This window comes from Tunturibacter psychrotolerans (assembly GCF_040359615.1).
GTDB lineage: Bacteria > Acidobacteriota > Terriglobia > Terriglobales > Acidobacteriaceae > Edaphobacter > Edaphobacter psychrotolerans.
In genome coordinates this window covers 3,943,699-3,970,176 of sequence record NZ_CP132942.1, presented here as the reverse complement: position 1 = coordinate 3,970,176, position 26,478 = coordinate 3,943,699, and the positions used below count along the sequence as shown (strand labels likewise).

Below are 26,478 nucleotides of genomic sequence, written 5' to 3'. Positions count from 1 at the left end.
GGACAGTGTTATTTCACGTCGTAATTGAGTTGTAGGTTGCAGCTGTCGGGAGAGGCGGCGCACTCCTGTCGGCCTTGTTCGATCAAGGTCGAGTGGCTCGCATACTCAGCGAAGGAGACGGCTCCGCTAGGCAGGATGCCGAGAGCGCCTGTTGCGACGGCGGCTAATGCAATACCGATAGCTGCGGGGACGCTGATGCGTCGAAGCTGATTGAGGCGAGTGCTCTCGCTTCCTGGGCGGGTGTAGACGGCAGAAAGCAGCCGGAGATAGTAGAAGCAGGCGACGCCACTGTTGAGCAGGCCGATGATGGCGAGCCACATGTTCCCGCCGTGGATAGCAGCTGAGAAAACATAGAACTTGCCGAAGAAGCCGCCCGTGAAGGGGATTCCGATGAGCGAGAGCAGGAAGAAGCTGAGGAGGGCGGCGAGGTAGGGGCGCTTCTGGCCGAGGCCTGTGAAGTCGTCGATGGTTCTGGCGCGCTCGTCGTAGCCTGCGACCTGGGTAATGACAGCGAAGACACCGACGTTCATGGCCGAGTATGTTGCGGTGTAGAAGCACGCTGCGGCGATTCCATCAAACGGAAATGCGGTAAAAGCGACCAACAGGTAGCCGGCGTGGGCGATGCTGGAGTAGGCGAGCATGCGCTTAACATCGCGCTGGAGTAGTGCGCCGAGGTTGCCGATGGTCATCGACAGGGCGGCGAGAACCCACATCAGGATCGACCAGCGATGCTGGTAGAGGGGGAAGCTGGTGAAGGTGATGCGAAGAAGCACCGCGAAGGCTGCAGTTTTGGGGGCGGTGGACATTAGTCCGACGACCGGGGCTGGTGCGCCCTGGTAGACGTCGGGGGTCCAGACATGGAAGGGGGCAGCGGAGACTTTAAAGCCGAGGCCGATGATGATGAGGGCCAGCGCCGTGAAGGCCAGGGCCGGGGTCGTGGTCGTCTCGAGGCCGTGGGCGACGGCGTAGATGTTGGTCGATCCTGTGGCTCCGAAGGCCAGGGCTACGCCGTAAAGGAAGAAGGCTGTGGCGAAGGAGCCAAGGAGGAAGTACTTGATAGAGGATTCAGTGCCGGTGGCTTGTCCCTTACGGAAGCCGCACATGATGTAGGTCGAGATGGAGGAAATCTCGAGGCCTACGAAGACCATGAGGAGCTCAACCGAGCAGGTCATCAGCATCATGCCGACGGCGCCGAAGAGAGTAAGGGCGAAGTACTCGCCGGCGTGGCTGGCGTTGCCTTCAAAGAAGTCCAATGAGCCCAGAAGAGTGACCAAGACGACTGAGGCAATGACAAAGTGGAAGAGAACGGAGAAAGCGTCAACTTGAATGGTGCCCGAGAAGGCATGGATGGTGCCGAACTGAATCTGATACCAACTGGCGATGAGAGACCCGACGGTGCCGGCGATTGCGAACCAGCCAAGAGGCTTGCGGCTGGAGCCGGGCTTCAGGCATGGCTCTGCCAACATGACGAAGACGCCGACGAGTGTGAGGATGAGTTCGGGAAGGAGGGCCAGGACGTTGGATGACATTTACTTCGTGGCCTCCTGGGCGGCGGGTATCTGTGACTCCGTGTCGATTGGGATCGCCGAAGCGGCGGGTTCGACGGGTGGGGGCTCCTGCGCGAGATAGGTGCCTGCGGTGTCGATGGCTCGCAACCAGTAGGGGGATGCGACGCCCATGGCCAACATGACTGCGATGAGGGGCCAGAGTGCGAGGTGCTCGCGGGCGGTGACGTCAGGGACTGGTACGTCGGCGGTGTTCTCGTTCAGATCGCCATAGAAGACACGCTGAATCATCCAGAGCATGTAGGAGGCGGTCAGGATGACGCCGGTGGTGCCGAGAACCGTCCAGCCGATGTGGTGGGTGACGGACGACTGCATCGCGCCGGTGAGGACGAGAAATTCGCCGATGAAGCCGTTGAGCATGGGAAGACCGATGACCGACAAGGTGGTGATGACGAAGAGAGTCACCATCCACGGAAGCTTGGCTGCCAGGCCGCCGTAGTCGCGCATGTCGTAGGTGCCATAGCGCTCGTAGAGGATACCGAGGAGGATGAAGAAGGCTCCGGCACCGATGCCTTCGTTGAGGGTGGCATAGATGCCGCCGTCTAGGCCGGCGATGGTGAAGGTGAAGATGCCGAGGACAACAACGCTGACGTGTCCGAGTGCTCCGTAGGCGGCTAGCTGCTTGAGGTCTTTTTGGACGAGAGCGATGAGCGCGCCGTAGACGATGCCGATGGCTCCGAGTGCGATCAGAAGCGGGGCGATGTGGCGGGACTGCTCGGGGAAGATGCCAAAGGAGAAGCGCAGGATGGAGTAAAGGCCGAGTTTACCGACCAACACCATGACAGCGGCGGTGGGGGCTTCAGAGATCGCGTCCGTGAGCCAGCCGTGGAGGGGGAAGACGGGGACTTTGACAGCGAAGGCGATCAGGAAGGAGAGAGAGGCGAGCCAGAGGGCGGCGTCATTGCCAGAGATGTTGTGGGTGGCGGCAAGCTGAGCGAGCTCTGGGAACTGAAAGGTGCCGGTGCGCGCGTACAGCCAGAGCATGCCTACCAGCAGGATGGCCGACGGGATGAAGGCGTAGAGGAAGTACTTGATGGCGGCTCGGCGGCGATTGGCAGTGCGGCCAAAGGTGGCGATGAGAAGGGCCATCGGGACGAGGGAGAGTTCCCAGAAGGCGTAGTAGAGGAAGAGGTCGAGCGAGACGAAGATACCGAGCATCGCGACCTGCTGAAGGAGGAAGAGGGTGTAGAAGAGCTTTTTGCGGTCGCCTATGGTGTTCCATGAGATGAGGACGCCGAGGGGAGCGAGGAAGCCGGTGAGAACGATGAGCCACATGGAGAGGCCATCGACGCCGAGGTGATAACGGATGGCGGGAGAGTTGATCCACGCGGCGTTCTGCTCGAACTGGAAGGTGCCTGCGGCGGCTGCATAGTCGTAGCGTGCGGGCAGGTGCAGGGTGCAGACAAAAGTGATCAGGGTGACGGCGAGAGCACCCCATTGCATCAGCCTGCCTTTGTCTGGCAGCAAGGCCAGCAGGACCGCGCCCGCGAGCGGGACGAAGGTGATGATGGTCAGGATGGTGTGGTCGATATTCATCGTTTCCTTTAGGTGTTGCAAAAGCAAAGTGCGAATGAAACGGGTTCTTCTTTAGTGCATCCAGATGGAACGGCCAAAGATCATGACGAGCAGGACGGCGGCGGCTCCGAGTGCGAGCCAGCCGGCATAAGAGCGAATGTTTCCGGACTGAACGCGGCGAACGAGAGAGCTTAGGCCGCGAGTGGTTGCGCCCGCGGCTGCGCCTGAGCCGTTGACGATGCCGCCGTCGACGAGGCCGCCGAGGAAGAGGCGGCTGAACATGAGCAACGGTGTGATGATCAGGGCGCTATAAACCTCGTCGATGTAGAACTTGTTGAGGACGAGGTTATAGAGGGCTGGAGCGCGCCGGGCGAGAGCTGCGCCGGTGCCGGGCTTCTTGTAGTAGAAAACGAAGGCAATGAAGAAGCCGATGGCTACGACGAGAACTGAGACTGTCATGAGGCCGAGTTCCAAACCACGGGAGGACGTGGTGGTTGCGGCTTCGGCAATTGTTCCTGTGGAGAAGACGGGCTCGAGGAAGTGTTCGATCTCGTTATGACCGCCGAGAGCCGCTGGGATGCCTACCCAGCCACCAATGATCGACAGCAGCGCAAGGATGGCGAGCGGGACGGTCATGATCGCTGGCGATTCGTGGACGGCGTGCGCGTGATTGTCTTCGTGGTCGGCGACCATGACGGTGTGGGAGTCGGAGTGAGTGTGGACCGCGGCTCCATGTGCACGGAGGTCGGTGTGTTCCTCAAAGTGCTCGGGTCCGAAGAAAGTTTTGAACCAGAGACGGAACATGTAGAACGCGGTCAAGCCAGCGGTGAACAGACCCACAAACCAAAGCAGCTTGCCGAGGGGATTGGTTGAGACGAATGCTTGGTTAAGGATCTCGTCCTTCGAGAAGAAGCCGGCAAACGGCGGAATCCCTGAGATGGCGAAGACGCCCATCGTCATGGTCCAGAAGGTGATGGGGATTCGCTTGCGGAGGCCGCCCATTTTGCGCATGTCCTGCTCGCCCGAGAGAGAGTGAATGACGGCGCCGGCGGAGAGGAAAAGGAGCGCCTTGAAGAAGGCGTGAGTGAGGAGGTGGAAGATGCCTGCGGTGTAGGCTCCAACTCCGCAGGCCAGGAACATGTAGCCGAGCTGCGAGACGGTGGAGTAGGCGAGGACACGCTTGATATCGTGCTGCACCATTCCGATGCAGGCGGCGAAGATGGCTGTTGCGGCTCCGATGATGGCGACGACGCCGAGAGCGTAGGGGCTGCGGTCGAAGAGGACGTGGCAACGGGCGACCATATAGATGCCCGCCGTGACCATCGTTGCCGCATGAATGAGGGCGGAGACGGGAGTGGGGCCTTCCATGGCGTCGGGAAGCCAGACGTAGAGTGGGATCTGTGCTGACTTGCCGGTTGCGCCGAGGACCAGAAGAAGAGCGATAGCGGTGATGACACCGCCGTGCCAATCGGGATTGACACTGATCGCCTGGAAGACATGGGCGAAGTCCAGGGAGCCGAACTCACGAATGATCAGGAACATCGCTAACAGGAATCCGAAGTCGCCGATGCGGTTGACGATGAAGGCTTTTTTTCCGGCGTTGGCGGCGGAATCTTTCTGGAAGTAGAAGCCGACGAGCAGGTACGAGGCGAGGCCGACACCCTCCCAACCGACGAAGAGGAGGAGGAAGCTGTCGGCAAGGACCAGGACCAGCATGAAGAACATGAAGAGGTTGAGATAAGCGAAGAAGCGCCAGAAGCCCTCTTCATGAGCCATGTAACCGACAGCGTACACGTGGATGAGGAAGCCTACGCCGGTGACGACGCCGAGCATGATGAGGGTAAGGTGATCGACGGTGAAGGCGAAGTCTATCTGGAGGCCGGTGATTGCGATCCACGGCTTGCTGACGACTCGTAGGACTTCGGGGGCGCCATCGGCCTTCATGGTGATCCAAAGCCAAGCGACGAGGATGGCGGGAATCGCAGTGCAGATGAGTGCGACAGCAGCGACGAGTGCGCGCGAAAACTTACGGCCAAGGGTTCCGTTGATGAGGAATCCAACGAAGGGCACGATCGGGATGAGCCAGAGATAGTCAGAAGGCATAGAGGTCACGATTTCATCAGGTCGATCTGATCGACGTTCAGTGTCTGGCGGGTGCGGAAGATGGCGATGATGATGGCAAGGCCGACGGCTGCCTCGGCCGCAGCGACCACCATTACGAAGAAGACGAAGATTTGGCCGGAGACCTGATGCCACATGTGCGCGAAGGCAACGAAGGTGAGGTTGACTGCGTTGAGCATGAGCTCAATCGACATGAAGATGGTGATGAGGTTGCGTTTGATAAGGAAGGCTGCGACGCCGACGGAGAAGAGCATGGCAGCGAGGATAAGGTAGGCGGCGACGGGGACCTGCGCGGCTGCAAGAGAATTCATGGCGGCTACTGCTCCTTTCGCGCGAGCACTACGGCTCCGAGAATGGCGACCAGGATCAGAACGGAGGTGACTTCGAAGGGGAGAAGAAGCTTGGTGAAGAGCAGAGAGCTGATCTCGGTGATGTTGCTGGTGACGTGGTTCAGATAGCCGCCGATGTTCGAGGAGCCGAGGGCATGGCGCTCTGAGAGGAAGACGAAGCTGAGCAGGCAGAAGATCGCGGCGGCGCCTGGGAAGCCGACGATGTAGGCGGCGCGGCTGCCGTGGGTGCGTTCTTCTTCGCCGGCGTTGAGCAGCATGATTACGAAGACGAAGAAGACCATGATGGCGCCGGAGTAGACGATGACCTGTGAGGCGGCGAGGAACTCGGCTCCGAGCGACCAGTAGAGGACGGCGAGCGACATCATGACGACGACCAGCGAGAGAGCGCTGTTGATGGGATGACGCTGCAGGAGGAGATTGATTGCTCCTGCTGCGGCCAACCCGCCAAAGATGAGGAAGAGTGCCAGTTGCATGATGTTCCGCGATTCCTTTTTGGATCTCTTGAATCGTTTGAGACGCTTGAAACGGAGCAGACGGCGTTAGGGGCTATCTGCTGATTGTAAAACAGCTTGTTGCTACCTTTGTTGATGCTAACTGCGTAAAGCCATGACCAGGCTGGTGACGACGATATTGGCCATGGCGAGCGGCAGGAGAAACTTCCAGCCGAAGCTCATGAGCTGGTCATACCGGAAGCGGGGCAGCGTGCCGCGCACCCAAATATAGAGCAGGAGAAAAAAGAGGACCTTGGCGACGAACCAGAGAATGGGAAAGATGGCGGTGAGAATAGGGCCGCCGAAGTTATCGGGAAGAAGATGACCCAGGGGACTGGAGGCTCCCCCCAGGAAGAGGAGGCTCGCAACGCAAGCCACGGTGATCATGTTGGCGTACTCGGCCATGAAGAACATGGCGAACTTCATGGAACTGTATTCGGTGTGGTAGCCGGCGACCAGTTCGGATTCAGCTTCGGGGAGGTCGAAAGGAGCGCGGTTGGTCTCGGCGTACGCGGCCATTAAGTAGATAAAAAACGCGACGAATTGGAAGCCACCAAAGACATTCCAGCTGAGTATGCCGTGGGCGCTCTGGCTGTTGACGATGTCGCGCAGGCTGAGAGACTGCGCGCGGAGGACCACGCCGACCAACGAAAGTCCGAGAGCAAGCTCGTAGCTGATCATCTGCGAGGTGGCGCGGAGGCTGCCGAGGAGGGAGAACTTGTTGTTCGACGACCATCCGGAGAGCGCGATGCCATAGACGCCAATGGAGGTGATGCCGAGGATCACCAACAGACCGATGTTGAGGTCAGCAATCTGGAAGATATCGACTCCCGCGACCTGCGTGACCTGGCCGAAGGGAACGACGGAGATGGAGATCAGCGAGCACGCAAGCGCGATGATGGGCGCTACGATGAACAGTGGCCGTTCGGCGGCGAATGGCAGGAGATCTTCTTTGAGGAAGAGTTTGATTCCGTCAGCCATTGGTTGCATCAGGCCGAAGGGGCCGACGCGGGAAGGCCCCCAGCGGTTCTGGATGCGGCCCAAAAACTTTCGCTCCAGCAGGACTGTGTAAGCGACCGCCATCAGCGTGAGGACGAGCACCACCACAACCTTGAGGATGCTGAGCAGCAGAAATGTCTGAAATGGGCTGAGGTGGCTCACGGCGGTCGGTTGGGCTCCTGTAATTGTGTGCGTCTGCTAGTTTAGTGTTTTTCAGTCGGCTGCTGGTTGGATCTGGGTGAGGCCGGTTGGAGGACGAAGGCTCTCATTGTGCTGCAGGTCGGAGAGCATGGCGGAGTAACGGCCCAGGGTGCCCGAGGTAAACAGTGTATCGTTCGCTGGAAGGACGAGGTCGCGGCGGCTGCCGATTTGAACGAGACCGTTGGAGGATGCGGCAGGTTGAAGATGCTGGTCGTTGCCACTGAGCAACTGGAGACGCAGCAGGTTGTATCCCGGGACTAGTCGCTGGATCTCGTCGAGAATGGCGAAGGGGTCAAAGGGGCTTAGCTTCGGCTCCATGTTGTTCGCGGCTAGCCAAACGGCATGGCGGTCTGCTTCGCCGGAGTGAACACCGCGGGACTGGCCCATGTCGGCGCGGGTGCCCTTGCCGAAGGGAATCAGCTCGCGCATGTTGGCACCCATCTTGTCGGCGATGCGAACGATCATCTCGAAGTCGGTGCGGACACCGGCGCGGTCGCCAGCCTTGTTGACGAGCTGAAGGTCGCCATAGCTGTTGGTTACGGAACCGGATTTCTCATAGAGATTCGCGGCCGGAAGGATGACATCAGCCAGAGCGGCGGTCTCGGTAAGGAACATATCCTGCACCACGACGAAGGTGTTCTTCAGTGAGGCAGGATCGATGCCGTAACGGGAGACCGGGTTTGATCCGACGACGTACAGAGCAGAAAGTTCGCCGCGTTCGGCTGCTTCGAAGATCTCGATCATGTCGAGGCCGGGAGCGGCGGGAGTGTTGTACTCGGCAAAAGTGGTGTTACCTGCGAGCGGCGTATAGCCCGGTAGCAGGTCGGGAAGCAGGCCCATGTCGGCGGCGCCGCGAGAGTTGGCGTAGTCGGAGATGAGAGCGAACTTTGCTCCAGGAATGGTAAGGCCGAAGTCAATGAGCTTCTTGAGGTCTTTGCCGCGCAACTCGGACCCGATGAGGATGAGCAGATTCTCTTCCGCCTTGATGGCTTCGCGGAATGCCGCCAGAGCATTGGTGTCGGCTACAGCTTCGCTGGCTGCGGCGGCGTCTCCAGCGAAGTAAGAGGCTAGGGCGCTATAGCCGAAGGGAGCGAGATGGAGGAAGCTCTTCGCCTGGCGGCGGAGCTTGATCTCAGCGGAGTTGGCGACGTAGAGGCGAGCGCGGTGATTGCGTACATTTGTGCGAATGTTCCATGCTGTGCCGGGAGCTTGAATCGTGGGGTCACCACCCACCAGCAAAATTGCTGATGCAGTGTGAGTATCTCTGAGCGATGCTGTGCGTCCGGTGGTTCCTGCGAGAGCTTGCGCGAAGGAGACGTAGTCAGCTGTGCGGTGGTGATCGATGTTGTTGGTGCCGAGGACAGTGCGGGCGAACTTCTGCAACAGGTACGCTTCTTCGTTCGTCGTGCGGTTCGAGCCGATGACTCCAATGGTTTTGCCGCCGCGGGTGTCGCGAAGTTCGCGAAGCTTCTTTCCGGCGTGGTCGAGGGCGACCTCCCAGCTTACCGGCTTCAACTCGCCGTTCGGCTGGCGAACCAGAGGTTGGGTGATGCGGTCTTCGTTATTGGCGAAGTCGAACGCATAACGGCCCTTGTTGCAGAGAAAATCATTGTTGATCCCGGACTTGTCTCGGTTATCGCCGCGGACAATCTCGCTGCCGTCGGAGGTGGAGCGGACGCCGAGGGTGGTCTTGCAGCCGTCGCCGCAGTGGGTGCAGACGGTCGATACGTGATTCATCTCCCAAGGGCGAGTCTTGTATCGATAGGTTCCCGAGGTGAGCGCGCCAACGGGGCATGCGTCGATGCACATACCGCACTGCTCGCAGTCAACATGCGCGAGGTCGTCGGGGGACATCTGCGCTGGAACATTGGGGGCGATCACCGAGGAACTGCCGCGGGCCTGAATGCCGAGGGCAAAGACGTCCATGCCTTCGCCGCACATGCTGATGCAGCGGTAGCAGAGGATGCAGCGTGGGCGGTCGTAGTAGACGACGGGCGACCACTTTTGTTCTTCGCGGTGGTGCTTGGGCTCGGCGTAGAAGCTCTCGGCGGCGCCGTACTTGAAGGTCATGTCTTGCAACTCGCACTCGCCACCTGCGTCGCAGACAGGACAATCGAGCGGATGGTTGCCGAGGAGCAGTTGCAAAGTTGCTTTGCGCGCCTGAGCAATCTCAGGAGTTTCAGTCTGGACGACCATGCCTTCAGAGACCGGGGTGGTGCAGGCGGTCTGGAGCTTGGGCATCTTCTCGATGCGGACAACGCACATACGACAAGCAGCCTTGAGCGAGATGCCAGGGTAGTAGCAGAAGGCGGGAACCTCGATGCCGTTGGTCTTGCAGGCTTCGATAAGGAAGGTGCCTGCGGGGGCGGTGAGTTGTTTGCCGTCTACTGTGAATTTTACGTCTGGCATTAATGTGCTCCGACCAGTTGTTCTACGGTGATGATGGGGGTTCCGGCCTTGTTGCCTGCGATGTAGTCTTCAAACTCTTTGCGGAACTTCTTGACGAAGGCGATGGTAGGCATGGCCGCCGCGTCACCCAGCGGGCAGAAGGTGCGGCCCAGCATGTTTTCGGCGAGATACTGAACGTTGTCGACGTCCTTCTTATTCCCGCCGCCATTGTAGACGCGGGTGAGGGTCTTTTTGATCCAATCCGTGCCCTCGCGGCAGGGAATGCACCAGCCGCAGGATTCGTGTTGGTAAAAAGCGATGGTGCGCAGGGCGAACTCGACGATGGAGACGGTCTCGTCGAGGACTACGATGCCGCCCGAGCCGAGCATGGTGCCGGCTTTGCCCATCTGGTCGAAGTCGAGGCCTACGTCAATCTCTTCGGGAAGCATGACCGGGCAGCTTGAACCACCGGGAACGACTGCTTTCAACTTCTTTCCATCCTTGATTCCACCGGCGACGTCGTAGATCGCCTTGCGGAGCGAGTAGCCCATGGGAAGCTCATAGACGCCAGGGCGCTCGACGTGTCCACTGATGCCAAAGAGGCGCGTGCCGCCATTTCGTTCGCTGCCGAGCTTCGCATAAGCCTCGCCACCCATCAGCAGAATGTGCGGAGCATTGGCGATCGTCTCCGCGTTATTGATGACTGTGGGACCACCGTAAAGCCCGACCACAGCAGGGAAGGGCGGTTTGATGCGAGGCACGCCACGCTTGCCTTCGAGCGACTCCATGAGCGCGGACTCTTCCCCAACCTCATACGCTCCGGCGCCGGTTTGCGTGATGATGTCGAAGTCCACTCCAGTCCCGAAGATGTTCTTGCCGAGGAAGCCCTTTGCGTATGCGTCAGCAACGGCTTTTTCGACGATCTTGAGCAGGTAACGGTACTCACCGCGCAGATAGATGAAGCCGAGCTTGGAGCCTATCGCAAGACCGGCGATCATCGTGCCTTCAATGACGGCGTGGGGATCATGCAAAAAGATGACGTGATCTTTGCAGGTGCCGGGCTCGGATTCGTCGCCATTGACCAGCACGTACTTCGGCTTCTCCGACTGTTTCGGGACGAAAGACCACTTCATGCCCGTCGGGAATCCAGCGCCGCCGCGGCCTCGCAGCCCGCTGGCCTTCATCTCGTTGATGATCCACTCCGGGCCCTTAGCGATGGCTTCCTGAACAGCCTTATAGCCATCGAGTTCAACATATTTGTCGATATCAGTGGCACCCAGGCCAAAGCGGCGGGAGACGATCTTTACTTCATCGGGATGCGAGACGAGTGTTGGCATTTACTTTACGTCCTTTCCCTGGCCGTCGCGATATATCTGGAAGAGGACATCAACCTTGTCGGTCGTGAGATTGTCATGGAAGTCGTAGTTGATCTGGATGGCGGGCGCCCAGGAACAGGCGCCAATGCACTCCACTTCTTCGAGAGAAAAGACGCCGTCTTGCGTCGTCTCTTTATGACCGATGCCGAGTTTATGTTTGCAGTGGTCAAGGATCTCGTAGCCGCCACGCAGCATGCAGGAGATATTGGTGCAGACTTGCACGTTGTATTTGCCTGCGGGTTTGGTGCGCAGCATGGAGTAGTACGAAAGCACGTTGCGAACGTCCAACTCAAGGATGCCGATACGCTCAGCGATTTCGGCGATGACTTCATCGGAGATATAGCCGACCTCGTCCTGCGCATAAAGCAGCATCGGGACGAGCGCCGAGCGCCTGAGCGGGTAGATGGTAACGAGTTTGTCGAAGCGGGCGGCCAGCTCCGGCGAAAAGATCGTATTGGCTATTTCACTCACTCTGCATCATCTCCCGCGCCAGCCGTTCGGCGGCAAGGTCCATCTCTTCGGCGACACCGTTCAGTTTAACCGTTCCATCTTCCTGCATGTTGAAGGTGGAACGACCACCGTCACTCATTTCCATCATCTCGTGCGTGAAACGAAGCCATCGGCTTGCCACACGAAGTGTAATCTCTTCAGCCCCAACTTCGACTACTGCGTGATGCGTGCTGTTCATTCCGTGGGCGGCGGCGTAGGAGCGAAGCAACGAAGCCCACGATGTCCAAAGTTCAGCTCTGAGGCGCGCTTCGAGCATCAGAGGTTAGCGGTCGATCTCGCCGAGAACGATATCGATCGATCCGATGACGGCTACAACGTCTGCAAGGAGACGGCCTTTGCACATGGTTTCAAGCGCCTGCAGCGTGGCGAATCCCGGGTTGCGCATATGGACGCGATAGGGCTTGGCGGTTCCGTCGGAGACGACATAGTAGTTCATCATCCCGTGTGGCGCTTCGACGGAGCTGGTTGCCTCACCAGCCGGAACTCCAAAGCCTTCGGTTACAATCTTGAAGTGATGGATGAGCGATTCCATCTGTGTCTTCATTTGTTCGCGATTGGGAAGAATGATCTTTGGCGCATCCGCGACGATGTGTCCTTCGGGGAGACCATCCAATGCCTGAAGGCAGATTTTGACCGACTCGCGGAACTCCTGCATGCGGACGATGTATCGCGCCCAGACGTCGCCAACATCGGAAACCGGCACGTTGAACTGGAACTTCTCGTAGCCGGAGTAAGGCATGTCGCGGCGGACGTCGAAGTCGACGCCGGAAGCGCGTAGAGGTGGTCCGGTCACGCCCAACGCAATCGCATCCGCAGCCGAAAGGTGGCCGACACCTTTGAGGCGATTTACCCAAATGGGATTCGTCTGCAGGAGGCCTTCGTACTCCTCAACGTGTGCGGGGAAGTTTTTAAGGAAGGTGCGAATCCTGTCGTAGATATCGCGCGGTGGCTCGACGCTAAGGCCCCCGACGCGGACATAGCTAGTCATCATGCGCTGGCCGGCAACTGCTTCGAAGATGCGCAGCAAATCTTCGCGTTCACGGAAGCAATAGAGGAATACGGTGAGCGCGCCGATGTCCATGGCGTGTGTGCCGAGCCAGACCAGATGCGACTGGATGCGGGTCAGTTCGTTGAAGAGGACGCGAAGATAGATGGCGCGCTCGGGAATCTCAAGGCCCAGCAACTTCTCCACTGCGAGGCAGTAGGCGAGATTGTTGGTCATGGGACAGAGATAGTCGATGCGGTCGGTCATGGGGACGACCTGCTGATAAAACTTCGCCTCGCAGGTCTTCTCGATGCCGGTGTGGAGATATCCGATGTCAGGGGCCATCCCGACGATGGTCTCGCCATCGACTTCGATCACCAGTCGGAGAACTCCATGGGTCGAAGGATGTTGCGGACCCATGTTGATGATCATGGTCTGGTCGCTGGGAGGAGGGTTCTGGCGATTCCGCGCGGAGTTGGCGATTAACTCGTCAATGCCCGGATTAACAGAATCAACTGGCGTCACTCCGGTGAGTTCTTCAACAGGGGGAGTCATTAGCGGTAGCCCTCCACGGGGTAGTCCTTACGTAAGGGATGCCCTTTCCAGTCTTCCGGCATCATGATTCGACGAAGGTTGGGATGGCCACTGAAGTGAACTCCGAAGAGGTCGAAGACTTCGCGCTCGTAGAAGTTAGCGGAGGGCCATACTGAAGTAATACTGTCGAGCGAGGGGGCGTCTCCGTCAAGTCGAACGACGAGGCGAACGCGCTGCTTCAACTTATGCGACAGAATGCTGTAAGAGATCTGAAAGCGCGGATCGGAGGGATACCAATCGACGGCGGTGACATCCTCAAAGAAGTTGTAACCAGCTTGCTGAACCGCTTTAGCGGCAGCGATGATATTCTCGCCAGCTACTGTGATGGTGAGTTCGGCTCGATCGAACTTGGCATCGGTTGCGAGATTGGCGAGAGCTTTAACCGCGGCGTTGTCGGGATGCGCATCGAAGACGGCCTGTTTGCCTTTAATGGCTGAAGCGGGATCGTACATTAGAGGTCCCCTTTATCGTTCGCCCAGTCCAGGATGCCTTTTTTCCAGACGTAGAACAGACCGACAGCAACGAAACCGAGGTAAACAAGCATCTCGTAGAAGCCGAACATGCGTGAGCCGGTGATAGCGGGCAACCGGCGGAAGATCACCGCCCAGGGAAGCATGAAGACAGCCTCGACGTCGAAGAGGATGAACAGCATCGCGACCATGTAGAAGCGCACCGTGAAGCGGCCGCGAGCGTCGCCCACCGGATCCATGCCGCACTCATAGGCTCCAGCCTTGGTGCGTGAATTTTTGTGTTTTCCGATGACAAAAGAGGCGCCCACCATGCCTACAGCGAGTCCGAGAGCGACCAGGACCTGAAGCACGAGTGGAAGGTAGTTCCAAATGTAGGGGTAACTGTACATGGCCATCTTCGACTCTAAGATTGCGGCTGGCAAGTGTCAAGCGATTGTCAGGGTTGTGTGCGGCTATCGAAGTAATGCTATGTACATATCGATCAGGCTATTACCGAAGAGCGCACTGACTAGTCCGCCCAGACAAAGAAAACTTCCAAAGGCGAGCTTCGAAGCTGCGTCTGCCCTGCCGCGCGCCAGAAGTACTGCTCCATAGACCGCTGCGGCGAGGGTTCCGAGGAAGAGGGAAAGAATCGCCGGCCAGAAGCCCAGAAAGGCCGCGATCATGGCGAGCAGTTTCACATCGCCGAGTCCCATTCCGTCTCGGTGACGGACGGCTCTGTAGACCCAGCGGATGAGCAGAAGCAGGAACGCGCCTCCGCAGACCGCGGCGATGCGGCCGAAGATCAGGTTCTCCGGGCCGGTAAAGAAAAGGTTGCCGTGGTCGGTTACTCCGCCGGGACTGGTGAGCTGGATGTGGTGATTGCTGAGGACGATCTGGTCCTCGTTCGGGCCAAGAAAGAGTGCCTGCGCGCAGACGAGGAAGAGGGCAATAGCGATACCACTTAGCGTGAAGGAGTCGGGCAGGATCATGGTCTGCCAGTCCATCACCATCAGGCCGATGAGGAGAAAACCCAGAATCGCGAGTCCCAGACCAGTCAGGATGTGAACCGCCCACCACTCCGTCGAGAGCTGTAAGCCCGTGCCGAAAAACGAAGGGGCCAAAACCTGGGAGATGATGATTGCGAACCACATCCCCGTGGCAAGTTCAACCACCGGATAGTGCCACGAGATGGGTTCTTTGCAATTGCGGCAACGGCCATGCAACAAGGCCCAGCTGACGAGTGGGATGTTGTCGTACCAACGGATTCCGCCGCCACAGTTCGGACAATGCGAACGGGGGTGCACCACAGACTCGCGTCTGGGAAGGCGTGAGATGCAAACGTTGAGAAAGCTGCCGAAGAGTAAGCCAAGGATGAAGCCAACGGCCCCAAAGAGATAGAACGGAGTCACCTGAAAAGTATACGGGGGTTCTAGAAATCGACGTGCATGCGGACGGATTCGACCAGCACAGGACCGCGATCTTTGTTGTAGCCGGGGTGATCGACAAACTGTAGGTCGAGTGCGTAATAGAGTCCGCGCCACGTGTGCATGTTGTAGTAGCTCTCGAGAATGTCCTCGCGGGCATAGTTCAGGTTGCCGTCGCCGAGGAGAAAACCAAGACCGCCGAGCTTCAGATACTCCTGGTGATCTTTTTTAATGGCATTCGAGACGAACGCCAAGCCGACCTTGTCGTTAGGCCTCGACCATCTGCGGCCGGAGTAATCGCCCCCAAACTCCACAGTCTGATCGACTTCCGTGTAGGCAAAAGACTCATGCTGGCCTTCGTTCCATCCGAAACGGCCAAACATCCGTATGTCCTCGGTTATCTCCTGTTCGAAGTTCAAGGCGAAGCCGTACTTCACCGCGCTGAACTTCTCGACGTTCTGGATGACTGGCCGCGTGCCCTCGCCGGCGAGAAAAGCCTCATTGGCGTCGCGATATAAGCCCATGTGGGCGTGGTTCACATAGCTCAGGACACGGATGGTGCCTTTGCGTTCGGGTGGTAGCAGACTGCCCAGCAGGGGTTTGCGGAGTTCGAACTCCCAGTTCTGCCCGCTGGCCCGACGGAGAGCCCAGTCCAGATCGATTCCGTTCGCAATGGTGGGCATCAGCGCGAGTGCGTATCGTGCAGACCAGTCCTTGTCGTCGTATTCGCTGACTATGCCGTAAGTGTAGCCGCGAGTGTCGGCGGCGTAGTCCCACGCGCCGTTATTGTCGACAGTCCAGTTCATGAACTGCAGGTGGCTGTCGCTGCCGATGCTGTTGATGTCGAGAAAGTCGGGCAGGCTCATCTTGCCGACGTGAAACTCCAGGCGTCGCTCCGGCACCTCGGGGGCAAGGGAAAACTGCGTTCGGGCGTTCTCTACCATCTTGTCAGTGAAGCCGATGGTCTGGTGAACCTGCGCACGGGCCATGTAGGGCGTCGAACCAAGATTAGGATTGCGGACGACGTCGAGATTGGTAAAGCCAGCCAGTCCCAAGGCTTCACTGTCTCCTCGGCCACCCGCTGATTCAAGATCAAAGAGGCCGTCCAGCGCGTACTTTGGGTCACGGATTGCTTGTGCAGCGAGATAAAGCGTGCCAAGCAGAGATGTCTTGTATTCGCCGCGAGGCAGCAGGCTGTTTGGCCCTTGATAGGGGGAGTGAAAGGGTCCGTGCGCCTGAAAGATGATGTTTGCCTGGCCGCCGATGAGAAAGCGCGAATTTTCCCAGTGCGGAAACATCGTCGGGGTTGCGTCGTCGGTTTCGGCAGCGGTATCTGTCTCAGAAGACGGAGTCGGTGCGTCGGGCAGTTTCGCCGACGCTGCACTTGCGGCTGTATGTCTCTGCGCGGCAGCGAAGTGACAGGCGAGAAGTACGAGGGGGAGAGCACCCACAAGGCGGCTCTTTCTGAAAAAAGTTTCTATCATTGAACTGTTATCTTCAGGCCTGAAAGTGAACAGAGTGCGAATTGTCAGGCGAATTAGACCCTTCCAAACGTGGGGATGACTCAGAATGACGAGTTGCTCTGGCTTGCTGTCCACGATAGTATACCCCGGTAGGGTACAACGGAGATAAACAAATGTCGCATACAAAGTCGGCCCAAATTAAATTGCTCAACCGAGTAAAAAAAATTCGAGGCCAAATTGATCGTGTGGATCGCACTTTGGCGTCAGAGGATCATGAATGCGCCGAAGTGCTAATGCTACTCGCGGCGGCGCGTGGCGGAATCAATGGATTAATGGCTGAGGTGCTTGAGGATCATATTCGGCTGCATCTGCTGCAAGATGGACATGCCCCTCTGACTCCAGAGTTAGGGGAAGACTTGATTGACCTCGTGCGTGCTTATCTCAAGTAGGAGATGCTGCTTGATCTCCGAGAACCTCACGAGACCCGTTGCTTCATCGCTGTACTCAAACACGATTCACTTTGACTTTGATCCCACCACGACTAAACCCAATCCTGCGATCAAAGAGACGGTGCTCAGAATAGGGGACAGCGGAAGCGTGTCCTGGGTCTTGCGCGATATTTGCACCGGCCCTGCATCGACAACTTTTTTCTCGTGCGTAAAGGAGAGTCCGCCGGTAGCGTACCCGATGATTCCAAGGACGATGAGGAGAATTCCAACAATGGTTGCTGCCTTCATGGGTTGAGCCTTTCTTCTTCAGCGAGGATCGCGATCTCAGCTCTGATGCCGGCCACAACCTGTGCAGATGCATCGTCGCCTCAGTTTGCGAGCACACTTGCATGCAACCGAACCTCGGAGTAATCTGCTTTTACACGGGAAAGGAGGATGGTCCAGCCTATGAAAATTGACAGTAATAGTTGCACAACAATACGTGAGGTGACTGAGGCTTAGAGCGTCCATAGCTCTAGTCCTGGCGGTCTTTGTAGTCGAAAGTCCATGCCGAGGCCCAGTCCGAGTATGGACGCCTCAGGTCAATCTCAACAGTTCACCGCCAGACGGCTCGCTGCTCTCTAAGAGTGCGAGCCGTTTGCGTTTTAGCAGCATCCTAACGGTAGGATATTAACCATGAAACCTCTGGTAATTGCAGGACGAGCCTTTCAGTCGCGGTTGATCGTTGGTACAGGAAAGTACAAAGATGGCGCCGAGACCCAAGCCGCCATTGAAGCCTCAGGAGCCGAGATGGTGACCGTCGCGGTCCGCCGGGTAAACCTGGACCGGTCGAGCGAATCTCTCCTCGATTTCATCGATCCAAGACGCTATTTTCTTCTGCCCAATACGGCCGGGTGCTACACCGCCGACGAGGCGATTCGCGCTGCACGTCTGGGGCGCGAGGTGGGGCTATCGGATTGGGTCAAGATCGAGGTCATCGGCGACCAGCAGACGCTCTATCCTGACGTTCAGGCGACGCTCGAAGCTACCCGGGTTTTAGTCAAAGAAGGTTTCACCGTTCTGCCTTATACCTCGGACGATATTGTCTTCGCCAAGCGATTGATCGATGCTGGTGCGGCGGCCGTCATGCCGCTCGGTGCCCCCATAGGCAGCGGCCTCGGACTACAGAACACGGCCAACCTGCGCATCTTGCGGGAGTTCATCACCGAGGTTCCGTTGATCGTAGACGCAGGCGTGGGAACCGCCTCGGATGCTGCCGTTGCGATGGAGTTGGGCTTCGATGCTGTGTTGATGAATACTGCGATCGCAGTCGCGAAAGACCCTTTGTTGATGGCCGAAGCGATGCAGCATGCGGTTCTGGCGGGGCGGCAAGCCTTTCTGGCAGGCAGAATGCCGCGCAGGCTGTATGCCACCGCCAGTTCGCCGCTTGAAGGAATCTCTCGCTAGTGAGGAACAATCCTGCGGTGGACTCAACTTCGATAGTCCGAAGCCGACACGAGATGAAGTAAACTTCGCCCATGCGAGTCTTCGGCATCGATTGCGGAACGGAGTTTACTGGCTACGGGGTCGTGGAGGTGGATTGCGACGCCCGCACACCGCGTCTCGTCCATCTTGCTGCAGGTACGATCCGGCTCAACAAGAAAGAGAAGACACCGCAACGGCTCGCCCAGGTGTATGCCGAGCTGACGGCTCTGATGACCCTGCACCAGCCCGAGGTCATCGCCATTGAAGAAGTTTTCTTTTCGGCGAATGCAAAATCTGCGCTCAAGCTCGGCCAGGTGCGAGGTGTGGCGATGCTGGCAGCAGCAACATGCGGAATGCCGGTGGTCGAGTATGCTCCGCTCTCGATAAAAAGCTCGGTGGTTGGTTACGGATTGGCCGCTAAAGAACAGGTGCAGTTCATGGTCAGGCGTCTGCTGAACAACGAAGACGCCTTTGACTCCGCGGATGCGGCAGACGCGCTGGCGATTGCGATCTGCCACATTCATACGGCGCAGACGCTTCAACTGCAGGGCGCGCGCTGATGAGAGCAATTGCAAGCATTGTGTTTGGCTCGGCACTCTTTTTGTGTTTCAGTTTCGTGGCCACGGCTCAGACGTCTGAAGCTTCGGCTTCGCTCCCCGCTACAACCCCGTCTGAGGTTAGCTTCAAGTTTGACCGCGTAGGATTGCCGGTTCCACACTTTACTCTGCGGATCCATGAGGACGGTACGGGAACCTACCAGGCAGATCAGGCGGAGATTCCAGCAACGCCGACATCGATGCGAGGCCAGGCGGCGCAACACGTCGACCGGCCAATCAATTTGGCCTCCGGCACCGTTGCAAAGATCTTCAAGGAGGTGAGGGAACTGAATGATTTCAATGTCGAATGTGCTTCAAAGGCAAAGAACATAGCCGATACGGGCACCAAGACGCTCACATACAGCGGTTCAGATGGATCGGGATCATGCGTTTACAACTATTCTGAAAACAAGACTGTTCAATCGCTGACCGACATCTTTCTTGGAATCGCCTCCACGCTGGATGAGGGTCGTAAGCTGGAGTTTCTACATCGATACGATCGGCTCGGTCTCGATGCTGAGATAAATTCCTTCGCGGATGAGGTGAAGGAGGGACGTGCGATCGAGTTGGGAACGATCTCGCCGACGCTGGCCGCAGTTGCGGACGACACTGCAGTGATTCAGCGTGTTCGACTGAAGGCGGCAAAGATGCTGGAACTGGCGGCTGAGGGCAGCAGCCATTGAAGATTCAGTAAGCCCCGTTACAGCTACAGTTAGTTCAGTTGTTAGGAAGGACGAGCTGCGACAGAGATCGATAAAGCTCGGCCATCGGCTCCAATGCAAGTGATTCGGCGCGTGCCTGCGCTGAAATGCTGTCGGGCCACGCGGCGGAGAGTTGTTCGGCAGGGTGTCCCGCGGCGCGAAGGTTGTTCTGCAACGTCTTGCGCTTCTGCGCAAAAGACTGCTTCAGGAATTTGTTGAACCCGTCAGGATCTACTCCTAACTCAGTAAACCGTGGCGCGAAGTGAAGTCGCAAAACAGTGGAATATACGTCGGGAGGGGGCGAGAACGCGGACGGCGGCAGAGTAAAAAGGTGGTCAACCTGCGCATTCATCTGAGCCGTCGCAGAGAGTAAGCCATAGTCCCGAACTCCCGGAGCAGCCGAGACACGATCCGCCACCTCTCGCTGCATCATCAGAACGGCACGTGCGAGAGTGCCGGCGCTACCAGCCGCGAACAGTTGCAGCAGAATATCCGAAGTGATGTAGTACGGCAGATTGCCGATCACGTCCGCCGTCTCCCCTGTGGGCACGAGCGTTTGCAGGTTTATCTTCAACACATCGCATTCGAGAATCTGTACCTGCGGCTGGTCGCGAAAACGGAAGGTCAATTCGGCCGCAAGTGCCCGGTCGAGCTCCAATGCAATCAGCTTGTGGCAACGTCCTGCCAGAATGTCGGTAATCGCCCCATGACCTGGGCCAATCTCAATAACGGTCCGCTTGCTAAGATCACCAAGAGCATCGACGATGGCGTGACGGGCAGTGTCGTCGACAAGAAAATTTTGTCCCAGCTTCGGCTTACGTTTCATCTGCATCCAATGTTTGCGGTTTGTTGATGTGCTCTTCTATAGACTAACGGTTTGGTTGGAAAGATAAGGACGAAGGTATGCATATTGTTTTCGCGGCGTCGGAGTGTTCCCCTTGGGCAAAGTCGGGCGGTATGGCGGATGTGGTGAGCGCACTTCCACGGGCCCTGGCCAAACTTGGTCATCGAGTGAGTGTTTTTCTGCCCTACTATCGTCAGGTTGCGAAGGTTGTGCCGAAGCCTAAGGTTGTCCTCCAGAGTGTCACGATTCCGTTTCCTTCGTATAACCGCTTCGTTCGGATTCTTGACGGAGGTATAGCCGGAGAAGTCCAGACTTACTTCGTCGATTGCGCCGAATTCTTCGATCGCGAAGAGTTCTACGGCACGCCCTCCGGCGACTATCCCGACAACGCGGAGCGTTTCGGACTTCTCTGCCGCGCTGTCATAGAAGCCTCAAAAATACTCGGCGTTCCAGACGTGTTTCACGTGCATGACTGGCAGGCGTCGATGATTCCGATCATGTTGGGATCCATCTATTATTTCGATCCAGTCCTTCGTCACGTCCCTGCAGTGCAGACTATTCACAACGCGGGATTCCAGGGGTGGTTTCCTCCACAAGCCATTGAAAAGCTGCTGCTGCCCTGGGATTTGTTTACCGTCGACAAGCTCGAACACTTCGACAAGGTTGATTTCTTAAAGGGTGGCGTCGTGTATGCCGATGCCATCACAACGGTCAGTCGGAAGTACGCCGAAGAGCTTCAGACGGCGGAGTTTGGAAACGGACTCGATGGAGTGTTTCGGAAGCGAAGCGGAGATCTCCTCGGAATTACAAACGGTATCGACTCTGAAGAGTGGAATCCCGCGACCGACTCCCACATCGCGGCCCACTACACGGTACAAAACCTTGCAGGGAAAAAGGAGTGTCGCCGCGATCTGCTTCACGCTTATGGATTCGAAAATGTCAGCGATGACACCGCCGTTATCGGAGTCGTCTCCCGCTTCGCCACGCAAAAAGGCTCCGACTTCATTGTCGAAATCATGGATCGGCTGGCGAAGGAAGACATGGTGTTGGTGATACTTGGTAGTGGCGAAGAGTACTACGAGCGTTTGTTGGTAGAGATGGCGGAGCGCCATCCCGCAAAAGTGCGTGTGCAGGTGAAGTTTGACAATGTCATGGCGCACAAGATCGAAGCAGGCGCCGATATCTTCCTTATGCCCTCCCGTTACGAGCCGGGCGGCCTGAACCAGCTTTACAGTCTCAAGTACGGAACTATTCCTGTCGTCCGCGCGACGGGCGGTTTGGACGACACAATTGAGGAACAACCAAATGGGGAAGGGAACGGCTTCAAGTTTTGGGGCTATAGCGCGGACGCATTCCTCGAAGCAGTACAACGCGCCCTCGGAACCTTCCGCAACAAGGAGCAGTGGACGGCAATGGTGCGGCGGGGAATGGCGCAGAACTTCTCCTGGGACAAGCCGGCCGCCGAATATGTGCGCGTCTACGAGCGTGTCATCACCAATCGCAGTTAGGCGGGTCGTCTTCGTTGCAGCAGATAGTGCAGCGGAACTCCCAAGAGAATGATCCCCGTTCCGATGATGGAGTTCCGCGGCTGATCTGCAAACGAAAAAACCAGCAGTACCGTCGCCGCAAGAATGAAGAGGGCCGGTAACACTGGGTATCCCCAGATGCTGTACGGGCGAGCAGAATCTGGGTCGCGACGGCGAAATACGAAGATCGTGCTGGCAGTCAGCATATAGAAGAGCCATTCACCAAAGATGGCGAGCGAAAAGAGTGCTTGAAACTTGCCGATGGCCAGCAGCAGCAGCGAACTCAACACCGCCTGGAGGATCAGTGCTGTGGATGGTGTTTGAAATCGTGGACTAACGTGCGCCAGTTGCTTGAAGAAAAGCCCGTCACGGGCGGCTGCGAACGGCACACGCGCGCCGGACAGCGAAGATCCTACAAAGGTCGCGCAGATACTTACTGCCATCCCGATCGACACCAGCGTGGCTCCGGACTGCCCGGCCACCAGACGCATCGCGTCAGCGGCGGGTCGATCCGCTCCGGCGATTGCTGCTGCGGGCAGCACATATTGAATAGCCGCATTGGTCAGCATGTAGAGCGCTCCGACGATGGCAACGCCTCCGACCAACGCAAGCGGCATGCTGCGCTGCGGCTTCTTTACTTCGCCCGCCATGGTCACGACGTCGCTCCATCCGTCATAGGCCCAGAGGGCAGCGACGAGCGCGATCATAAAGCCTGTAAAGCCTCCGCGCGCTCCCGTAAAGTCTGTGCTGAAGTTGTTCCATGATCCATGCGCGCCCGCTGCCCCAAAACAGAAGCCTGCGATCACTACAATCAGCGCGCCCTTAAGCCACGTAAGGAGGAGTTGCACATTAGCCGATCTCCGGGTTCCGATGATGTTCAGACCGGCGATCAGCCAGGTCACCGCAATGGCGAAGATCTGCCCCCAGCCCAGATGCAGAAAGGCTGGCTGAGCGAAAAAACCGAAGATCGCAAAAGTACCCAGCACCCGCGCCAATCCTGCGGCGATGGTAGCGAGCGACGCGGGTTTGGCTACTGTGATTTGCGTCCACATGTAGAGAAAGCCGGTGAGGTCCCCATAGGCCTCCCGAAGGAAGGCGTATTCGCCGCCATAGCGCGGTCGCGCAGCAGCGATCTCGGCATAGGTCATTGCGCCGAAGAGAGAGAGCAGACCACCCACGATCCACACGACGTAAACCATGCGGGACGAGCCGACCGCTGCCATCATCTCTCTAGGCACCAAAAAAATTCCGCTGCCGATGATGATGCCCACAACAATGGAGGTTGCGTGAGATGCGTTCAAAACGCGAGGCAGTTCAGACTGGCTTTTTGGCATCGGTTTTCGGAGAGTAGCATACCGGTGCCGTCATCCCGAAAGGAATAACTAGCAGCTTTCCATCTTGCCCCGATATTTCAGACTCGAAAGACGCCAGAGGATCGGAATGAGATATTACAGTTCAGGTGGGGCGCGATAAAACATCTTACTTATAAGATGAGAGACGAACTTACTGGAGTGAACTATGGACTGGACACCTAGTGGCGGACTCAGCGGTGACATTGAAGACAGACGTGGTTCCTCTGGCGGGGGCGGCGGAGGATTTGGTGGCGGAGGGATCGGCATCATCGGCTTTTTATTCCTCCTCGTCATAAGCCTTGTCACAGGACGTAACTACATCGGCAGCTATCTCTCAGGCCATAGCGCGTCTCCCTCCTACACGCAGCAGAGTCCTACCGCAGGCAACCGTCCGGTAACCTCGGAATCTCCTCAAGAGAAGAGAGCAGCGCAGCTTGTCTCCTGGACGCTGGATGATGTGCAGAACACCTGGACGAAGCTTCTGCCCACGCAGACGGGAAAAAACTATCAGCGCTCCACACTGGTGTTATTTCGCGGACGAACTTACTCAGGTTGCGGTACTGCTCAGTCGCAAAGTGGCCCGTTCTACTGCCCGGCGGATGAAAAGGTCTACATCGACCTTAGTTTCTGGGATGAACTGAGACGGCTCGGCGGCAGCAACGCAGATTTCGCTCAGGCTTACGTCGTCGCTCATGAGCTGGGCCACCATGTGCAGGATCTGCTTGGCATCGAACGACAGGTCCGACAGCTATCAGCGCAACATCCATCAGAGAGCAATCGCCTTTCCGTCGATCTTGAACTCCAGGCCGATTGTTTCGCCGGTGTGTGGGCGCACAGCACGGCGCAGCGCAATATCGTTCACGACTCTGACATCGCGGCTGGTCTGCAAGCAGCAGCCTCTGTTGGCGACGACCATATCCAGCGCCTGGAACGAGGAACGGTAAGCCCTGAGAGCTTCACTCACGGATCTTCTGCGCAACGCGTTGGCTGGTTCAAGCGTGGTTTCCAGCAGGGAACCATCGCAGCTTGCAACACCTTCAAGACTGGCGGTGCAGTCCCGCCGACAGACAGCGCTGAGTAGCCTCAGGAAGCTTCATTCAACACAGGAAGTACCGCTTTGCCTGAAGCTTCCGCTGCAAAGTAGTTACGAATCTTCTCGGCAGTTGCCGAATTCACTACTGCAGTGAGAGCGTCCGGTCCAGCCTGCCTGATCCCACGCACGCTGCCGAAGTGTTCGATCAACCGTTGCCGGGTTCTCGGCCCAACGCCAGGTATCGACAACAACTCGCTGTCGCGGTCGCGCATCTGGCGTCGCTTGCGATGGTAGGTCACGGCAAATCTATGACTCTCATCGCGAATCTTCTGCATCAAGTGCAGCACGGGGGATCGCCGGTCAAGTACCACGGGCTCGTTCTCCTGCCCGTATACGTAGATGATCTCTTCTCGTTTTGCGATCGATGCAAGAGGCTGCAGTGTGACTCCGATCTCTTCGAGCGCCGAATATGCTGCATGCAATTGTCCGAGCCCTCCATCGATCAGGATCAGAGAAGGGAAGGGCTTCTTGTCTTCTTGCAGCCGTTTGTAACGGCGTTGAATCACCTCGCGCATGCTGGCAAAATCATCGACGCCCGTGACTGTCTTCACCTGAAATTTCCGGTAGTCAGACTTTTTCATCGCGCCATCTTCCCACACAACCATAGAAGCCACCGTTTCGGCGCCCTGAATGTGCGAGATGTCAAAGCACTCGATCCGGCGCGGTAGCTCTTCCAGTGTGAGCGCGTCCTGCAGTGCCTCTTGAATCGCTTTCATACCCGGCTGCAGCACTCGGAATCGCTGGTCGTACGATTGCTTCGCATTTTGACAGACGAGATCGACGAGCGAACGCTTTTCACCACGCTGCGGCGCAAGAATCTCAATTCGCTTGCCGGTCCGCCCAGTCAGGGCCTCCGCCAGCAGAGCCCGATCGGGAAACTCAACGGGAACGAGAATAGACCGGGGCACATAAGTCTGATCGAGATAGAGCTGTTTCAGCAGCGCAGAAAAAAACACTGACGCACTGAACGTCGCGCCAAGCTCCGATACAGCAGAATGCTGCACAACGGGGATGCCCTCGCCGATCTCCGGTGCGGCAGCCGCTGGATCCGGTTCTATGCGGGGCAGCGCCTCCAACTCATCCAGCTCCGCAACTGCCTCCGTCACTGCATCCGACGCGGATTCCGGCAGATCCTCCCAGAAGAAGTCGCGCCGGTCCACGATTTTGCCGCTGCGCATATGGAACAGGTTCACCGCCAGCATCTCGTTTTCGAAGTGGTAGCCAAAGACGTCGGCGTCTTCATTGTCGGTACCGGCCATTCGCTGTTTGTCCTGCATCTGGTGAACGGTGACGATCTGATCGCGCAGCCGCGCGGCCGTCTCGAACTGCTCAGCCTCTGCCGCAGCTTCCATCCGTTTCGTCAGTACCTGCTCGAGCTCGTTCGGCCGCCCCTCCAGAAAGAGCTGCACATCGCGAATGGTTTCGCGGTAAGTCTCCGGCGTCGTCAGCCCCTCCAGGCACGGCCCCAGGCAGCGCTTGATGTAGTACTGGAGGCAAGCGCGCGGATGGTACCGGGATAGATCGACCTTACAACTCGGAATCAGGAAGCTGCGATGGATAAGATCGACCAGCCGATAGGCAAGATTGCCTGGAAAGTAGGGACCGTAATAGGCCCCACCATCTTTACGCAATCTGCGGGTGACGAAGACCTTCGGATAGCGGTCGTTCATCGTCAGCTTGATGTACGGATAGGTCTTGTCGTCTCGCAGCAGAATGTTGAAGCGCGGCTTCTTCTGTTTGATGAGGTTGTTCTCAAGCGCCAGCGCCTCATGCTCATTGGCGACCGTGATGTACTCCACATCGACGGCCTCTCGCATGAGCGAGCCTGTCTTGGCATTGGCCTGCGACGCCTCCAGGAAGTAGGAACGCACCCGCGCACGCAGGTTTTTCGCTTTACCCACATAGATAACCTCGCCGTCAGCATTTTTGTAGAGATAACAACCTGGCTGAGTTGGGAGGGTTCGAATTTTCTGGTGAAGATCCATGCGTGTCGATCAAAATCCGCATCTTAGTGTAGAT

25 protein-coding genes are annotated in these 26,478 nt (G+C 57.6%); 6 read left to right on the top strand and 19 right to left on the bottom strand.

What is annotated here, in order from left to right:
* Nucleotides 1–8: 8 nt before the first annotated feature.
* The 15 genes from RBB77_RS16565 to RBB77_RS16495 all read right to left on the bottom strand — a co-directional run bounded on the left by RBB77_RS16565 (nucleotide 9) and on the right by RBB77_RS16495 (nucleotide 16,455).
* Nucleotides 9–1,529: an NADH-quinone oxidoreductase subunit N gene (locus RBB77_RS16565; protein WP_353062848.1), complete on the bottom strand. Its 1,521-nt coding sequence runs from the start codon at nucleotides 1,527–1,529 to the stop codon at nucleotides 9–11.
* On the bottom strand, nucleotides 1,530–3,101 hold the full coding sequence (locus RBB77_RS16560; protein WP_353062847.1) for a complex I subunit 4 family protein: 1,572 nt from the start codon (nucleotides 3,099–3,101) through the stop codon (nucleotides 1,530–1,532).
* A 51-nt stretch (nucleotides 3,102–3,152) separates the two neighbouring features.
* Nucleotides 3,153–5,183, bottom strand: a complete 2,031-nt coding sequence (gene nuoL / locus RBB77_RS16555) for an NADH-quinone oxidoreductase subunit L (protein WP_353062846.1) — start codon at nucleotides 5,181–5,183, stop codon at nucleotides 3,153–3,155.
* A gap of 5 nt (nucleotides 5,184–5,188) precedes the next feature.
* Nucleotides 5,189–5,512 (bottom strand): NADH-quinone oxidoreductase subunit NuoK, encoded by a 324-nt coding sequence (gene nuoK / locus RBB77_RS16550; RefSeq protein ID WP_353062845.1) that lies wholly within the window; start codon nucleotides 5,510–5,512, stop codon nucleotides 5,189–5,191.
* A 5-nt stretch (nucleotides 5,513–5,517) separates the two neighbouring features.
* A complete protein-coding gene (locus tag RBB77_RS16545; protein ID WP_353062844.1) occupies nucleotides 5,518–6,024 on the bottom strand; it encodes an NADH-quinone oxidoreductase subunit J family protein in 507 nt (168 codons plus the stop codon).
* A gap of 117 nt (nucleotides 6,025–6,141) precedes the next feature.
* A complete protein-coding gene (nuoH, locus tag RBB77_RS16540; protein WP_353062843.1) occupies nucleotides 6,142–7,203 on the bottom strand; it encodes an NADH-quinone oxidoreductase subunit NuoH in 1,062 nt (353 codons plus the stop codon).
* 51 nt (nucleotides 7,204–7,254) lie between these two features.
* Nucleotides 7,255–9,651 carry a molybdopterin-dependent oxidoreductase gene (locus RBB77_RS16535; RefSeq protein WP_353062842.1) on the bottom strand — a complete coding sequence of 799 codons (2,397 nt, stop codon included), beginning with the start codon at nucleotides 9,649–9,651 and terminating at the stop codon, nucleotides 7,255–7,257.
* Nucleotides 9,651–10,967: an NADH-quinone oxidoreductase subunit NuoF gene (gene nuoF, locus RBB77_RS16530; RefSeq protein WP_353062840.1), complete on the bottom strand. Its 1,317-nt coding sequence runs from the start codon at nucleotides 10,965–10,967 to the stop codon at nucleotides 9,651–9,653. Before nuoF ends, RBB77_RS16535 begins: the two co-directional genes overlap by 1 nt.
* The gene (locus tag RBB77_RS16525) at nucleotides 10,968–11,477 is read right to left on the bottom strand and encodes an NAD(P)H-dependent oxidoreductase subunit E (RefSeq protein ID WP_353062839.1); all 510 of its coding nucleotides are present in this window, start codon (nucleotides 11,475–11,477) and stop codon (nucleotides 10,968–10,970) included.
* Nucleotides 11,470–11,772: a transcriptional regulator gene (locus RBB77_RS16520; RefSeq protein WP_353062838.1), complete on the bottom strand. Its 303-nt coding sequence runs from the start codon at nucleotides 11,770–11,772 to the stop codon at nucleotides 11,470–11,472. The genes RBB77_RS16525 and RBB77_RS16520 overlap by 8 nt, the downstream gene beginning before the upstream one ends.
* Nucleotides 11,773–11,778: 6 nt before the next feature.
* The gene (gene nuoD / locus RBB77_RS16515; protein ID WP_353062837.1) at nucleotides 11,779–13,056 is read right to left on the bottom strand and encodes an NADH dehydrogenase (quinone) subunit D; all 1,278 of its coding nucleotides are present in this window, start codon (nucleotides 13,054–13,056) and stop codon (nucleotides 11,779–11,781) included.
* Nucleotides 13,056–13,547, bottom strand: a complete 492-nt coding sequence (locus RBB77_RS16510) for an NADH-quinone oxidoreductase subunit C (RefSeq protein ID WP_353062836.1) — start codon at nucleotides 13,545–13,547, stop codon at nucleotides 13,056–13,058. The genes nuoD and RBB77_RS16510 overlap by 1 nt, the downstream gene beginning before the upstream one ends.
* Nucleotides 13,547–13,954 (bottom strand): NADH-quinone oxidoreductase subunit A, encoded by a 408-nt coding sequence (locus RBB77_RS16505; protein ID WP_353062835.1) that lies wholly within the window; start codon nucleotides 13,952–13,954, stop codon nucleotides 13,547–13,549. The genes RBB77_RS16510 and RBB77_RS16505 overlap by 1 nt, the downstream gene beginning before the upstream one ends.
* A 63-nt stretch (nucleotides 13,955–14,017) precedes the next feature.
* On the bottom strand, nucleotides 14,018–14,956 hold the full coding sequence (locus RBB77_RS16500) for a prepilin peptidase (protein WP_353062834.1): 939 nt from the start codon (nucleotides 14,954–14,956) through the stop codon (nucleotides 14,018–14,020).
* Between the two features lie 20 nt (nucleotides 14,957–14,976).
* The gene (locus RBB77_RS16495) at nucleotides 14,977–16,455 is read right to left on the bottom strand and encodes a carbohydrate porin (protein WP_353062833.1); all 1,479 of its coding nucleotides are present in this window, start codon (nucleotides 16,453–16,455) and stop codon (nucleotides 14,977–14,979) included.
* A 152-nt stretch (nucleotides 16,456–16,607) separates the two neighbouring features.
* Between RBB77_RS16495 and RBB77_RS16490 the strand changes: the two genes are divergently transcribed.
* Entirely contained in the window at nucleotides 16,608–16,883 is a 276-nt protein-coding gene (locus RBB77_RS16490) for a metal/formaldehyde-sensitive transcriptional repressor (RefSeq protein ID WP_353062832.1), read from the top strand.
* A gap of 66 nt (nucleotides 16,884–16,949) precedes the next feature.
* Here the strand turns inward: RBB77_RS16490 and RBB77_RS16485 are convergent, their stop codons facing one another.
* Nucleotides 16,950–17,171: a DUF3185 domain-containing protein gene (locus RBB77_RS16485; RefSeq protein ID WP_353062831.1), complete on the bottom strand. Its 222-nt coding sequence runs from the start codon at nucleotides 17,169–17,171 to the stop codon at nucleotides 16,950–16,952.
* Between the two features lie 387 nt (nucleotides 17,172–17,558).
* On the opposite strand from RBB77_RS16485, the gene RBB77_RS16480 reads away from it, so the two are divergent.
* The 3 genes from RBB77_RS16480 to RBB77_RS16470 all read left to right on the top strand — a co-directional run bounded on the left by RBB77_RS16480 (nucleotide 17,559) and on the right by RBB77_RS16470 (nucleotide 19,626).
* Nucleotides 17,559–18,329 carry a thiazole synthase gene (locus tag RBB77_RS16480; RefSeq protein ID WP_353062830.1) on the top strand — a complete coding sequence of 257 codons (771 nt, stop codon included), beginning with the start codon at nucleotides 17,559–17,561 and terminating at the stop codon, nucleotides 18,327–18,329.
* A 71-nt stretch (nucleotides 18,330–18,400) separates the two neighbouring features.
* A complete protein-coding gene (ruvC, locus tag RBB77_RS16475; RefSeq protein WP_353062829.1) occupies nucleotides 18,401–18,907 on the top strand; it encodes a crossover junction endodeoxyribonuclease RuvC in 507 nt (168 codons plus the stop codon).
* Complete coding sequence (locus RBB77_RS16470; protein ID WP_353062828.1) at nucleotides 18,907–19,626, top strand: hypothetical protein; 720 nt, start codon at nucleotides 18,907–18,909, stop codon at nucleotides 19,624–19,626. Before ruvC ends, RBB77_RS16470 begins: the two co-directional genes overlap by 1 nt.
* Before the next feature lie 34 nt (nucleotides 19,627–19,660).
* On the opposite strand, the gene rsmA is transcribed toward RBB77_RS16470, so the two are convergent.
* Nucleotides 19,661–20,476, bottom strand: coding sequence for a 16S rRNA (adenine(1518)-N(6)/adenine(1519)-N(6))-dimethyltransferase RsmA (gene rsmA / locus RBB77_RS16465; protein WP_353062827.1), 816 nt, complete (start codon nucleotides 20,474–20,476; stop codon nucleotides 19,661–19,663).
* A 71-nt stretch (nucleotides 20,477–20,547) separates the two neighbouring features.
* Here rsmA and glgA point away from each other — a divergent pair, with 71 nt between their 5' ends.
* The gene (glgA, locus tag RBB77_RS16460) at nucleotides 20,548–21,996 is read left to right on the top strand and encodes a glycogen synthase GlgA (RefSeq protein WP_353062826.1); all 1,449 of its coding nucleotides are present in this window, start codon (nucleotides 20,548–20,550) and stop codon (nucleotides 21,994–21,996) included.
* Here the strand turns inward: glgA and RBB77_RS16455 are convergent.
* Complete coding sequence (locus RBB77_RS16455) at nucleotides 21,993–23,348, bottom strand: APC family permease (protein ID WP_353062825.1); 1,356 nt, start codon at nucleotides 23,346–23,348, stop codon at nucleotides 21,993–21,995. The two genes, glgA and RBB77_RS16455, sit on opposite strands and share 4 nt — an antisense overlap.
* Nucleotides 23,349–23,532: 184 nt before the next feature.
* Here RBB77_RS16455 and ypfJ point away from each other — a divergent pair, with 184 nt between their 5' ends.
* Complete coding sequence (ypfJ, locus tag RBB77_RS16450; protein WP_353062824.1) at nucleotides 23,533–24,447, top strand: KPN_02809 family neutral zinc metallopeptidase; 915 nt, start codon at nucleotides 23,533–23,535, stop codon at nucleotides 24,445–24,447.
* Nucleotides 24,448–24,449: 2 nt separating this feature from the next.
* On the opposite strand, the gene uvrC is transcribed toward ypfJ, so the two are convergent.
* Nucleotides 24,450–26,444 carry an excinuclease ABC subunit UvrC gene (gene uvrC / locus RBB77_RS16445; RefSeq protein WP_353062823.1) on the bottom strand — a complete coding sequence of 665 codons (1,995 nt, stop codon included), beginning with the start codon at nucleotides 26,442–26,444 and terminating at the stop codon, nucleotides 24,450–24,452.
* Between the last annotated feature and the right edge of the window lie 34 nt (nucleotides 26,445–26,478).